The organism is Bacillus sp. UNC438CL73TsuS30 (assembly GCF_000482325.1).
Classification (GTDB): domain Bacteria; phylum Bacillota; class Bacilli; order Bacillales; family Cytobacillaceae; genus Neobacillus.
Genome location: NZ_KI535295.1, coordinates 900,881 through 913,443 on the forward strand (window position 1 = coordinate 900,881; position 12,563 = coordinate 913,443).

Annotated in this window: 12 protein-coding genes; 6 read left to right on the top strand and 6 right to left on the bottom strand. The window is 38.3% G+C overall.

Going from position 1 to position 12,563, the window contains the following annotated elements; all coding sequences use genetic code 11:
* Window positions 1–77: 77 nt before the first annotated feature.
* Complete coding sequence (locus M028_RS0118240) at window positions 78–956, top strand: YitT family protein (RefSeq protein ID WP_026575144.1); 879 nt, start codon at window positions 78–80, stop codon at window positions 954–956.
* A 39-nt stretch (window positions 957–995) separates the two neighbouring features.
* On the opposite strand, the gene M028_RS0118245 is transcribed toward M028_RS0118240, so the two are convergent.
* The gene (locus M028_RS0118245; RefSeq protein WP_026575145.1) at window positions 996–2,240 is read right to left on the bottom strand and encodes an MFS transporter; all 1,245 of its coding nucleotides are present in this window, start codon (window positions 2,238–2,240) and stop codon (window positions 996–998) included.
* 38 nt (window positions 2,241–2,278) lie between these two features.
* The gene (locus tag M028_RS0118250; protein ID WP_026575146.1) at window positions 2,279–2,734 is read right to left on the bottom strand and encodes a CBS domain-containing protein; all 456 of its coding nucleotides are present in this window, start codon (window positions 2,732–2,734) and stop codon (window positions 2,279–2,281) included.
* 230 nt (window positions 2,735–2,964) lie between these two features.
* Between M028_RS0118250 and M028_RS0118255 the strand changes: the two genes are divergently transcribed.
* Window positions 2,965–3,369, top strand: coding sequence for a MarR family winged helix-turn-helix transcriptional regulator (locus tag M028_RS0118255; protein WP_331280322.1), 405 nt, complete (start codon window positions 2,965–2,967; stop codon window positions 3,367–3,369).
* Between the two features lie 29 nt (window positions 3,370–3,398).
* On the opposite strand, the gene M028_RS0118260 is transcribed toward M028_RS0118255, so the two are convergent.
* Together M028_RS0118260 and M028_RS0118265 are read right to left on the bottom strand one after the other, a co-directional pair.
* The gene (locus M028_RS0118260; protein ID WP_026575148.1) at window positions 3,399–4,535 is read right to left on the bottom strand and encodes a polysaccharide deacetylase family protein; all 1,137 of its coding nucleotides are present in this window, start codon (window positions 4,533–4,535) and stop codon (window positions 3,399–3,401) included.
* Window positions 4,536–4,666: 131 nt separating this feature from the next.
* A complete protein-coding gene (locus M028_RS0118265) occupies window positions 4,667–4,987 on the bottom strand; it encodes a hypothetical protein (RefSeq protein WP_026575149.1) in 321 nt (106 codons plus the stop codon).
* Between the two features lie 204 nt (window positions 4,988–5,191).
* Between M028_RS0118265 and M028_RS0118270 the strand changes: the two genes are divergently transcribed.
* Entirely contained in the window at window positions 5,192–6,517 is a 1,326-nt protein-coding gene (locus M028_RS0118270) for a GntP family permease (protein ID WP_026575150.1), read from the top strand.
* An 84-nt stretch (window positions 6,518–6,601) separates the two neighbouring features.
* Here the strand turns inward: M028_RS0118270 and M028_RS0118275 are convergent, their stop codons facing one another.
* Complete coding sequence (locus M028_RS0118275) at window positions 6,602–6,808, bottom strand: methionine aminopeptidase (protein ID WP_026575151.1); 207 nt, start codon at window positions 6,806–6,808, stop codon at window positions 6,602–6,604.
* Window positions 6,809–7,038: 230 nt separating this feature from the next.
* Here M028_RS0118275 and M028_RS33645 point away from each other — a divergent pair, with 230 nt between their 5' ends.
* Window positions 7,039–8,214 carry a class I SAM-dependent methyltransferase gene (locus M028_RS33645; RefSeq protein WP_231510837.1) on the top strand — a complete coding sequence of 392 codons (1,176 nt, stop codon included), beginning with the start codon at window positions 7,039–7,041 and terminating at the stop codon, window positions 8,212–8,214.
* Window positions 8,215–8,259: 45 nt separating this feature from the next.
* Here the strand turns inward: M028_RS33645 and M028_RS0118285 are convergent, their stop codons facing one another.
* Window positions 8,260–9,669: a sigma-54 interaction domain-containing protein gene (locus tag M028_RS0118285; protein ID WP_026575153.1), complete on the bottom strand. Its 1,410-nt coding sequence runs from the start codon at window positions 9,667–9,669 to the stop codon at window positions 8,260–8,262.
* A 213-nt stretch (window positions 9,670–9,882) separates the two neighbouring features.
* On the opposite strand from M028_RS0118285, the gene M028_RS0118290 reads away from it, so the two are divergent.
* Both M028_RS0118290 and M028_RS0118295 read left to right on the top strand, forming a co-directional pair.
* A complete protein-coding gene (locus M028_RS0118290) occupies window positions 9,883–11,091 on the top strand; it encodes an ornithine--oxo-acid transaminase (RefSeq protein WP_026575154.1) in 1,209 nt (402 codons plus the stop codon).
* A 73-nt stretch (window positions 11,092–11,164) separates the two neighbouring features.
* Entirely contained in the window at window positions 11,165–12,430 is a 1,266-nt protein-coding gene (locus M028_RS0118295; RefSeq protein WP_197031447.1) for a Glu/Leu/Phe/Val family dehydrogenase, read from the top strand.
* The last annotated feature ends 133 nt before the right edge of the window (window positions 12,431–12,563 follow it).

Sequence of the window (12,563 nt, forward strand, 5' to 3'; positions counted from 1 at the left end):
AAAATATGATATAATAAAGATAGATATATTTTCTAATGAATTGGTAACATAAAAACATAAATGTTAAGGGTGATGATATGACCGAAGGGATCAAGACGATTCAACAACGTAAGTATCCATTAAGTAAAATCATTCGCAGAGCGATAGCCATTACCATTGGAGCTATAATAATGGCGACCGGACTGGAAATATTTTTAGTACCGAACAATGTAATTGATGGGGGAATTACCGGAATTTCGATTATGCTGTCACATATAACAGGATGGCAGCTTGGAATTTTTCTTTTCCTTTTTAATTTGCCCTTCGTTTATTTAGGATTTAAGCATCTAGGTAAATCATTCGCGATTTCAACGATATATGGAATTTTCGTATTATCTATTTTTACCTCTCTTTTTCACCCCGTTCCTGCCTTTACAAATGATATTCTTCTTGCAACTGTTTTTGGCGGTATTATTGCTGGTATAGGCGTTGGAATTGTAATTCGAAATGGCGGTGCTTTAGACGGTACTGAAATTCTTGCAATTGTCATCAATAAAAAGGTTCCCTTTTCCGTCGGGGAAATCATCATGTTTTTTAATGTATTTATTTTAGGTGCTTCCGGATTTTTATTTGGTTGGGACCGAGCTATGTACTCCTTATTAGCATATGTTCTCGCCACGAAAGCGATTGATACAGTGGTAGCCGGAATGGAGGGATCGAAATCTGTTTGGATCATCAGCGAAGAAGCACATGTCATCGGACAGGCAGTTACGGAACGTTTAGGTCGAGGAGTTACCTATTTTGAAGGGAGAGGTGCTTTTTCTGGTGACAATAAAAAGGTTATTTTTAGTATTATTACAAGACTTGAGGAATCAAAGTTGAAAAATTTGGTGGAGGATATTGATCCTTCCGCATTTTTGGCGATTGCGGATGTATCAGATGTTCGGGGCCGCTTTAAGAAAAACAAGATCCATTAAAAAGGATCTGCCCAAAACGGGGCAGACCCTCTAATCAAATCAATGACCGACTTCAGCGTTATCGACATGTTTGATATGATTATGATTTAATGCAATAAAGATAACTGATATTAAAACAAACGCTGCACCAACATAGAACGGTGTACTAGGGTTATACCATTCAGCCAATTTTCCTGCGAAATAGGGAGCAATTGCTCCACCAATAAAACGTAAGAAACTGTATGCAGCAGATGCAGTAGAGCGCTCAACAGGAGCTGAATTCATCACGGCAGTTGTAATTAACGTGTTGTTATTTCCCAATAATGCTCCGGCAAAAATAACCGCTGCAATAACCACCCATTGTGTAGAGGTCCATATTCCCATGATTGCTAACACAATTGCGAATATGGTTAACATGAAACACATGGATTTAACGGTTCCAAATCTTCTTTGAAGAATTGGTGCCATAAAGACGGAAGTAACGGCAAGCAAAATTCCCCAGCCAAGGAAAACAAAACCGATTCCATGTTCATCCAGCCCCATAACAAATGGAGCAAAAGCAAGCAGTGTAAAGAAACCAAAGTTGTATAAAGCAGCTGCAATACCAAATACCAATAAAGAACGATGCTTTAATGCCTTAAATGGATCTTTTAGAGATGTTTTAGCTTGAGAAACATTTTTCGGTTTAGCATTTGGCATTAAGGCAATAAGACCGATAAAAGCAATAACCATTAAAGAAGCTACACCCAAAAATGGACCTCTCCAAGACATGCCGCCGAGCCAGCCGCCAAGAAGTGGACCAACGGAAATTCCAAGCCCAATAGCTGCTTCGTATAAAATAATTGCCTTTGCAGTGCCGCTGTTTGATAGTGAAACAATCGCTGCCAACGCAGTAGCAACGAATAAGGCATTTCCAAGACCCCAGCCACCGCGCAATCCAACAAGTGCCCAAATATTATTTGATAACCCGCCAAGAGCTGAAAAAACGGCAATAATAACGATACCGGAGAGGAGTGTCCATTTGATGCCGAGTCGTGAAGAAATCATTCCAGTGATCAACATGGCCACAGCCATAACAGCATTGTAGCTTGTAAATAGAAGAGTGGTTTGACTTGGTGTTGCATGGAGTTTTTCACTTATGGTAACAAGAATTGGGTCAACAAGGCCTAATCCCATGAAGGCAATAATACAGGCAAAAAAAACAGCCCATACTGCTCTTGGTTGACTTAGTAAACCTGCCTTAGCTTCTACATTCGAAGCCGATTTTGTCGGCGAAGAAGCAGCAGATTCTGATGATGATGACATATACATTTCCCCTTTGTTTGTATATAATTTTATGAAGATTAAAGAAGGCCTTTAAATGAATTTCGAATAACATCCCCGCGGCTAATAATCCCAACTAAAACTCCATTTCGTTCAACTGGAACTTTTTTAATTTGTTTTTTTCCTAAAACAGCCGCAATATTCTCCATTTCCTCATCCCAAGAAACTTTATAAACCTTCTTTTTGGCAATTTCCATTACGTTTAACGCCAAGATTCTTCGTTCTCTATCCTCGAATTCATCATTATCCCCTTTGATGACGAATGCATAATAGAAAGAGTCAACGATTCTGTCTTCATGTTTTCCAATAAATCTTAGAATATCACCGTCACTGATATAACCAACAATTTCATTCCTGTCATTTACAATTGGAAGACCGCTGATTCCAAATTCAATAAATTTCTCAATCACAGACCGGACTGTGTCTGTATCCTTAACCTTGTGTACTTGGCGAATCATGATATCGTGAGCTTGCATCTAATCCCTCCCTTGTACATAGCTTCCCATGTTAAAAAAGTTGTATAATAAAAGTATATGTTTGTATTATACAACCATTTTTATTCCTGTCAATAGTGTATTCTGATTGATGGAGAATATTTACAGGTTCAGTTCGACTATAGATAATTGATTCCAAAATAATTTTCCGTGTGGTACGATGTTGATAAAGAATTGATAAAGCGAGGTGGGTATATATGGGGGATCATTCAGTGGAAACCATAGATCTTGAGCTGGCAATCCTAATCCGCCGAGTGACTTCGGCAAATAGAAAAATTGGGCATCTTGATCGTTCCGCCTATCTTTTATTACATCGGATTATTTCAAAAGGACCCGCAGGAGCAAAGGTCCTTGCGGATGAATTCCAGTTGGATATTTCTACGGTAAGCAGGCAGACGGCTGCCCTTGAACAAAAAGGATATGTATACCGAATACCGGACCCATTGGATGGCAGGGCTTACACCCTTCAGATAACGGAATTAGGGAAAAAGGAATTTTTTGAGCATCAGGTAGCACGAATTGAAAGAATCAATGAAGTTTTAGAGGAATGGTCGGGAGAAGAACGAAAATTATTTGGACAGCTTTTAAGAAAATACAATCGTTCCTCAAGAAAATAAACCAAACAATGTAAAGCATTGTTTGGTTTTTACTTTGATTGTACTAACGCAGCAAATTGATTAATGGTCGTTGAGTTAGAAATCCGTACCCGTCTCATGAGCAGCATTTCGTCTGGCTCACCTGTTTCAATAAATTCTCCCGGTTTAGTAGTTGTTGCATATTGATAGTATTTCTTTGCCTCTTCGACAACAGCGTGATCAACATGACCGAAGGGATAGGCAATGGCTATTACAGGTTTCCCGGTAATCTGTTCGATTTTTTCCTTTGAGCTTTTAAGTTCTTCTTCCAAATTTGTCACCTTGGGCAGATCAGCATGTGACATCGTGTGAGACTGAATGGAGAAAATACCGGAATCCACCATTTCTTTTATATCAGAAGAAGATAGCCGTGAAGGAGTTTTATCAATCGAACCCGCAATCACATAATCGGTCGCAACCGGATGAAAGGTGTCATCCTGCAATTTTTGCAGGACCCTTAAAGCATTTAGATTGTTTTTCATTCCGTCATCAAAGGTAACAAGAACAGGCTTATTTACTTTATTGACCTCGCCCCAGTGTTCAAAAGTCAGGAAGGAATAGCCGTTTTCCTTTAAATAGCGCATCTGCTCTTCAAAATTAGCGGGTGAAACAAATAATTCCCGCAGTCCGACACCATTATAATTATCAATGGCATGATACATCAAAATCGGGACATGCTGTTGGAAGGTTAAAGTAGATTTTGCAATAAGCTTTTCTAGACCATCCCCTTGAACGGCATAGACCGCCACTTGGTACTCACCGCGTTTTCCTAAAAATTCATTTGTATTAAACTCGAATGGAAAATCACTAACGGCGTCAGCAGAAGAAAAGGTTTTCCTAACTTGCGGGCCGTCCGCTGTACGCCAAATATGGTAACGAATTTCTTGAACATTTTCCTTAGGATCTTCTGTAGTAATGATTGCATTTGTGGATTCAAAAGAAATGGGACTTATAGAAATAGTGGCTTTCGGTTGAAAAATAGGCCGATTGTCCACTTCCGGAAAAGAATCATCCTGGATCATTGACCGCACTTTTGAAGTATGGCCAATCTGTTTATTTTCTTTGCTCATTTTAGCGTTAGCCTCTTTTAAGCTGCAGCCTGCAAGAATAGTAATCGAAATCAGTGCAAAGACAACTAATTTGTTCATGTAATTCATCCTTGTAATATAGTAATCTCAGTGATAATCCTATCATTTTCGTAGTAGGAGGGATACATTGAATTGCAGTTTTTAATAGCAAAGGGATCCAGATCCATCGTTGTAGGAGCTGGACCCATTTTTTACCCTTTCCCTTCGCTAATGGTGCGAAAGATTTGTGTATACATACTTCCTTGAACAACATTTTCTAAAAAAAACTCACTGATTAATTTTAAGTATTCCTCATCGTAAAACATTTTTTTGTTCTGTAATTCCATTTCTGCCAGTCCCTCATAAGTGGAAAAAAAGGAATACGTATGATCTTTTCCTGAAATCGGTGTTAAGATTTCTATTTTATGATTATAATTTTCGTTCCTAAATTTTTTAATTTCTTTCAAATTTTCAATGGCTTCTTTAAATTTGTCTTGTTTAATTTCAAACGTTTGGTAAACAAACACAGACATTGTTTAACCCCCTAGAAAATGATGAACAGACATAAGTTTAACGTTTCCAAAACCCTTTTTAATATGCGGTAGAAAAATTTTGTATTTTCATTTGTGACATGGTAAACAATACACCTAATCTAATAGAAATTCATAGGAGGATTAATTGTTCACTATCTTCCTGGAGAAATTCAGGAAAACACATTAGTAGGACGGTGAATATAATTGGATACTTACTTATTGTTGATGACAGTCATCTCGATTCTCATTGTCGTGATCGGAGTATCAGTTTTTAAGTTGCATGCATTTATTAGTTTACTTGTAGCCAGTATGTTTTTAGCACTAGTAGCGGGAGTGCCGCTTGATAAAATTGTTGCAGCTTATGAGACAGGAGTCGGTGGTGTTTTAGGACACTTAATTGGGATCCTTGCCTTAGGAACCATATTGGGTAAAATGATGGCCGACACAGGTGCAGGGACACAAATAGCAGAGTTTTTTATTCGAGCTTTTGGAGTTAAGAACCTACCATGGGCGATGTTACTATCTGGTTTTATTATCGGTATTCCCGTATTTTTTGAAGTAGGAATTTTAATTTTATTACCATTAGTCATTTCCATTTGGAAAACATCAAAGCAAAATATTTTACTAATCGCACTGCCTTGTATTACAGGTTTATCAATTGTTCACGGCCTTGTGCCGCCGCACCCAGGGGCATTAGCAGCCATTAGTATTTATAAAGCTAATCTTGGAAAAGTCTTAATCTATTCCCTTGTTGTTGCGATTATACCGGCAATCCTCGCAGGCCCGGTATTTGCAAAATGGGTTCATAAACGGGTGATTCCAGAAGGAGAGCCTGAATTAATTAAAATTGAAACCAGGTCCACCTCTTTACCTGGAACGGGGATATCCTTTTTTATTATCCTCCTCCCGGTTATTTTGATGGTTTTATCGGCTGTAGCACCATATTTGGGATTACCTCCATGGTTAATGAAATTTTTTACCTTTATCGGAAGTCCGATTATTGCGCTTCTCATTTCCGTTTTTGTGGCTTATTATTTTCTCGGGATGCGCAAGGGAATGGACCGAGGCCTGATTAAGAAATTAACCGAAGAATGTCTGCTCCCAATTGGATCGATTGCGCTCATTATTGGTGCGGGTGGGGGATTTAAAGGTATTTTAATTGAGAGTGGGGTAGGGGATACCATTGCTAAAATGGCAAATAATTTATCCCTGTCACCATTGGTACTTGCTTTCATCATCGCAGGTTTAATCCGAATTGCTACAGGTTCTGCAACCGTCGCACTCACCACGGCAGCCGGAATTGTCTCACCGGTCATTCAGCATATGTCGGGGGTTAATCTTGAATTGCTGGTTATTGTGACAGGTGCAGGTTCCTTAATGTTTTCACATGTGAACGATGCCGGCTTTTGGATGGTAAAAGAGTATTTAGGATTAAGTGTGGTAGAAACCTTTAAAACGTGGACCGTGTTAGAAACGATTCTTTCTTTTGTAGCGTTTGCTGTAGCAATGATACTAGATACATTCCTTTAGGCAGTTTTTCACAAGAAATGGAAAATAAAATAATTTCAGCAAAAAACCCTTCGATATTCCATCGAAGGGTTTGATTTTTAATGATTATCTCGTTTCCTCCCAATCTGTATACGTACCGCTGCCTTGACAGCCTGGGCATTCAAAGGAATTGAAATAAGCAAATTCATTATAAGGATAAACGGTATAGCCTCTGCCTTGGCAATCAGGACATTTGCCTTGGTCTTTCATGTTGGAGACAAAATTTTGATATTTATTTTCTCTCCATTGATTATAGGAGTTGAGTAATCCCATTTCCATCACCTCAGTTTTTCGTTAGTATGAGTAAAAAATGGAATATTTATGCTCGTATTTTTCCTTTAAAAACAGAATCCGTTATAATAATTAGATTCCATTGCAGAGAATTTTACTTAATTGCTATAATGATTCATAGCTTAAAAAGTAATTCTCTTATCAATAGTTTATGTATTAATGCTCAAGTTTGTGAAATATAATTCGACAAAATTCGGGTGGTGCCAGGCACTATGAAAACTATTCTTAGTCTCGCTAAATTATTTGAAGAAAAAAATATCTCTTATCAATTTGTTGGTCCAACTTCCTTGGCTATACAGGGAATTCAGATGGAAAGTTCGAAATCTATTTTTATTGATGTTCAATGGGATGCGCTTGAACAGGTTTATGCATTGTTTCTAGATGATTTGCCTTCTGAGATTAATAAAGATGTTAAAAGTGCTTCGTTTACGGTTGGTTACGATGAAAAGAGGGTACATATTCATTGCGAATATAATACAACTATCCGAACCAACCCTTACCGAATCGCGGTAGACATAGAGGGAGTAATGGTTTGGTGTTTATCATTTTATACATTCTTGTATAACCCCAAAGCTAATCCGGTGCTAGCTGAGAAGGTTCATTCTTATCTCTTAAATAATCAAAAACAAATGACAAAAGCCAATCAGAGGGCATGGAATCAAAATAATTACGAAGCATTAATCAATCGCTATGGAGAGCCTGCCAATGCTGCGACAAAAATTAGAGAGAATCCGGAATGGCGTCTCCACCCATTTTTAAAATATATGGGGGATCTAAAGGATAAAAAAATCCTTCATTTAATGGGATCGAACGGGGTTAAGGGGGTGGCCCTTTCCTTATTGGGGGCAAATGTAACGATTGTTGATTTTTCTGCGGAAAATGAACGTTTTGCTAAAGAAGTAGCCCAAGAATCAGGAGTTTCACTAGAGTATGTTGTCTCAGATGTCTTAAACCTTTCAAATCTCATTCAAAACGAAGCATATGATATGGTCTTACTGGAATTAGGGGTATTACATTATTTTATTGACTTACATCCGTTATTTTCAACCATTTATTCTAAGCTTTCTAAAGGTGGAATCTTTATTCTTCATGAATTTCATCCCATCTCCACAAAGCTCATTACTTCAAGCGGGAAGAAACATAAAGTGACGGGGAATTATTTTGATCCGTCATTAGAAGAAGTCAATGTCGCTTTTTCGAAGCATATGGGTTCCGAACACCATACGGAGCTTTCGAAGTCATTACAGCGAAAATGGACCTTAGGGGAAGTGATAACAGCTGTAGGGCAAAACGGCCTCCGAATAACAGTGTTAGAAGAAGAACCTAATCATAAAGTCCATGATATTGGCTTACCGAAAACGTACACATTGGTAGCAGGCAAACCTTAATACAAAAAGGCGGTGTGCAATAAAATTTTGCACACCGTCTCATTTTTATTCGATTTTCAGTTTCTTCATTCGATACTGCAGACTTTGTCGGCTTAACCCAAGTAATTTTGCTGTTCTGGAGATATTATCATCATTCTTTTTCAAAACATGTTCGATATAAGACTTTTCAAATAGCTCCATCTGTTCCTTCAATGGAACAGCAACTTCCTCATTGCGGTTAATAAAGGTTTCAACGGAGGAAATTGGAATCATCCGTTCTTTTAACTGCATTTTATTCCGATATTGATAGGGAAGATGAATATAGCGGATCAATTCCTCATCCATCATATTGTTCATCGCCGCTTCAATCACATGTTCAAGCTCACGAACATTCCCAAACCAGTCATATTCAAGAAAGGATTCTTGCACCTCTTCGTGCAATCCTTGTACATTCATATGGAATCGTTTATTATATTTTTGAATAAAATGCCCGACGAGTAATGGAATATCATCTTTCCGTTCCCTTAGTGGCGGGATAAAAACGGTTACGACCCCAAGCCTGTAATAAAGGTCCTTACGCATATGATTATTGGCAACCGCATCAATTGGATCTTCGTTAATATTGGCGATGACACGGACATCCACTGGAGTATCCTTTGTATCCCCAATCCTTCTTATTGTTTTTTCCTGAAGGACGCGCAATAATTTTGCTTGCAGATTCATATTTAATGAATTAATTTCATCCAGTAGTAAAGTTCCGCCATTTGCTTGTTCAAAAAGTCCTGGGGTATCCATTGCACCTGTAAACGCCCCGCGCTTTGTCCCAAAAAGCAAACTTTCGATTAAATTATCAGGCAGAGCCGCACAGTTCTGGGAAATGAATGGACCTGATAAGCGGTTACTGCCGTTATGGATGCTTTGAGCAAAAAGCTCTTTCCCTGTTCCAGTTTCACCGACAATTAACACATAGGAAGAGGTACGCGTTGCCCGCTTTGCGCTTTCAATGACCTCTCTGATTGCGGGACTTTCCCCAATAATACTATCAAAGGTAAAACTTGGTGCGCCCTTTCCATTCATATTTCCCTTCATGAGGCGCTCAAGCTTTGTGATATCATTTGCAATTTCGACTGCACCTTGAATATCTCCGTCGGTATAAATTGGAATCGTGTTATTGATGGTTGAAATTTCTCGTCCCTTATTATTAAAGTAGGTTTGTTTTACATTTTTCGTTTCTTTACCTTCTTGTAAAGCTTTTACGAGTGTACTAGATTGATTATCCTTGAACCTGAAAACATCTAATAGATTTTTATGAATAACGTCTTGGATATCCATCGATTCCATTTGCATCATTTTTTTGTTATAGATAATGGTTTTTCCCGAACCGTCCACGGCATGAACACCAACATCCACTTCATCTAAAATCCGTTTGTACATCTGATTTACATATTCTAAGTATTCAATAGATTTTTTCTCCATATTCATTCCCCTTGCTACTTTCACTATGATTCTATATTAACGGAAAAACGTGCGATACGCAAAATATTTTTGCGTTTAAGTGATTAAAAAAACAATATACGCAAAATAATATGGCACTCAAAAAGCTGAAACCCTTTCCAAACTGCAAAAATACAAGTTGGCACGAAACTTGCATATTAGTTTAATGCAACGAAATGAAAGGGGAAATATAACATGACAGTAGCTACAACACAAAAATCATCTAACATTATTGAGCAAACACAAAAATATGGTGCTAATAACTACCATCCACTGCCAATCGTTATTGCGAAGGCTGAAGGAGTTTGGGTAGAAAACCCAGAAGGTATTCGATACATGGATATGCTTAGTGCGTATTCAGCAGTAAACCAAGGACATCGTCATCCAAAAATCATTCAAGCATTAAAAGACCAAGCAGACCGTGTAACCCTAACATCACGTGCATTCCACAGTGATCAACTTGGTCCATGGTATGAAAAAGTAAGTAAATTAACTGGTAAAGACATGGTATTGCCTATGAACACTGGTGCAGAAGCAGTGGAAACTGCTTTAAAAGCAGCTCGCCGCTGGGGCTACGATGTAAAAGGAATTGCTGAAAATCAAGCGGAAATTATTGCGTGCATTGGTAACTTCCACGGACGTACAATGGGTGCGGTAAGTATGTCATCTGATGCAGAATATAAGCGCGGATTCGGGCCAATGCTTCCAGGAATTAAATTAGTTCCATATGGTGACCTTGAAGCATTAACAGCTGCAATTACTCCAAATACAGCTGCATTTATCATCGAACCTATCCAGGGGGAAGCAGGAATCATTATTCCACCACAAGGTTTCTTAAAAGCAGCATCTGAATTGTGTAAAGAAAACAATGTATTATTCATTGCAGATGAAATTCAAGCAGGTCTTGCACGTACAGGTAAAATGTTTGCTGTAGAATGGGAAGAGGTAACTCCAGACATGTTGATTTTGGGTAAAGCACTTGGAGGCGGAGTATTCCCAATCTCTTGTGTGGTTGCAAACTCAGATGTATTAGGTGTATTTAACCCAGGTTCTCACGGATCTACATTCGGTGGAAACCCACTTGCATGTGCTGTATCCATTGCTGCCTTAGAAGTGCTTGAAGATGAGAAATTATCTGAACGTTCTTTAGAATTAGGTAACTATTTCATTGAAAAATTAAAAACCATCAACAATCCAATGATTAAAGAAGTTCGAGGAAGAGGATTATTTATCGGGGTTGAATTAACGGTAGAGGCGCGGGCCTATTGCGAACAATTGAAAGAAGAAGGTCTCCTTTGTAAGGAAACACATGATACAGTAATTCGATTTGCACCACCGCTTATTATTTCTAAAGAAGAAATCGATTGGGCATTTGAAAAAATTGAAAAAGTATTATCTAAATAATTTTATTTGTTAAACCAATACCATTACATTTATAGAGGTGTCAATCATGACCGCAAATACTGTGATAGATCAAATGACAAAAGAACAACAACAAGAAGAAGAATCATTAAATTTGTTCTACTCCACACAAACAGTGATTCAAAAAGCACTTTCAAAATTAGGATATACAAACGAAATGTTCGAGTTATTAAAAGAGCCAATTCGTTTACTAACTGTGCGCATACCAGTAAGAATGGATGATGGAACTGTTCAAATTTTTACTGGTTACCGCTCCCAGCACAATGATGCAGTGGGTCCAACCAAAGGCGGCGTGCGTTTCCACCCAGAGGTAAATGAAGAAGAAGTAAAAGCCCTGTCAATTTGGATGAGTTTAAAATGTGGAATCACCAACCTTCCATATGGAGGAGGTAAAGGCGGTATTATCTGTGATCCGAAAAAAATGTCATTCAGAGAGCTTGAACGCTTAAGCCGCGGCTATGTGCGTGCAATCAGCCAGATTGTAGGACCAACAAAAGATATTCCAGCACCAGATGTTTATACAAACTCACAAATCATGGCTTGGATGATGGATGAATACAGTCGCTTACGCGAGTTTGACTCACCAGGATTTATCACAGGTAAACCATTAGTGCTTGGTGGTTCACAAGGACGCGAAACTGCAACGGCAGCAGGCGTTACAATGTGTGTCAAAGAGGCAGTTAAGAAAAAAGGTATGGCTCTTGAAGGTGCACGTGTTGTTATTCAGGGGTTCGGAAACGCCGGAAGCTTCCTTGCAAAATTCATGCATGATGCAGGTGCAAAAGTTGTTGGTGTTTCGGATGTGTATGGCGCTATATATGATGAAAATGGTCTTGATATTAATGATCTGTTAGATCGTAGAGATAGTTTCGGAACATTCTCTCAACTATTTAAAAATACGATTACAAATGAAGAATTACTTGAATCAGATTGCGATATTCTTATCCCTGCTGCAATTTCAAATCAAATTACTGGCCACAATGCAGATAAAATTAAAGCTTCGATTATTGTAGAAGCAGCGAACGGACCAACTACACTTGAAGCAACAAAAATTTTAACTGAACGTGGCATTCTCCTTGTTCCAGATATTCTTGCAAGTGCTGGTGGTGTAACTGTATCTTATTTCGAATGGGTACAAAATAACCAAGGATATTATTGGTCAGAAGAAGAAGTTGAAGAGAAGCTAGAAAAAGTAATGGTCGAATCGTTTGAAAATATTTACCAAGCTGCTCAAACTCATCAGGTAGATATGAGATTAGCTGCATATATGGTAGGAATTCGAAAAGTAGCAGAAGCATCACGCTTCCGTGGCTGGGTGTAAGAGAACGATTTAACAATGGTTGTGTAAAAATATATAATGCTCTTTCCTTTTGTTTGGAAGGAGCATTTTTTTTGCAGTATTGTGCAAAAATATTTATATAAACGCAAAGAAATTTGGCGCATTTTGTCGAAAA

Coding starts and splice junctions, on each gene's coding strand:
- M028_RS0118240 (WP_026575144.1), top strand. CDS start 78: ATGACCGAAGGGATCAAGACGATTCAACAACGTAAGTATCCATTAAGT.
- M028_RS0118245 (WP_026575145.1), bottom strand. CDS start 2,240: ATGTCATCATCATCAGAATCTGCTGCTTCTTCGCCGACAAAATCGGCT.
- M028_RS0118250 (WP_026575146.1), bottom strand. CDS start 2,734: ATGCAAGCTCACGATATCATGATTCGCCAAGTACACAAGGTTAAGGAT.
- M028_RS0118260 (WP_026575148.1), bottom strand. CDS start 4,535: ATGAACAAATTAGTTGTCTTTGCACTGATTTCGATTACTATTCTTGCA.
- M028_RS0118265 (WP_026575149.1), bottom strand. CDS start 4,987: ATGTCTGTGTTTGTTTACCAAACGTTTGAAATTAAACAAGACAAATTT.
- M028_RS0118275 (WP_026575151.1), bottom strand. CDS start 6,808: ATGGGATTACTCAACTCCTATAATCAATGGAGAGAAAATAAATATCAA.
- M028_RS33645 (WP_231510837.1), top strand. CDS start 7,039: ATGAAAACTATTCTTAGTCTCGCTAAATTATTTGAAGAAAAAAATATC.
- M028_RS0118285 (WP_026575153.1), bottom strand. CDS start 9,669: ATGGAGAAAAAATCTATTGAATACTTAGAATATGTAAATCAGATGTAC.
- M028_RS0118290 (WP_026575154.1), top strand. CDS start 9,883: ATGACAGTAGCTACAACACAAAAATCATCTAACATTATTGAGCAAACA.
- M028_RS0118295 (WP_197031447.1), top strand. CDS start 11,165: ATGACAAAAGAACAACAACAAGAAGAAGAATCATTAAATTTGTTCTAC.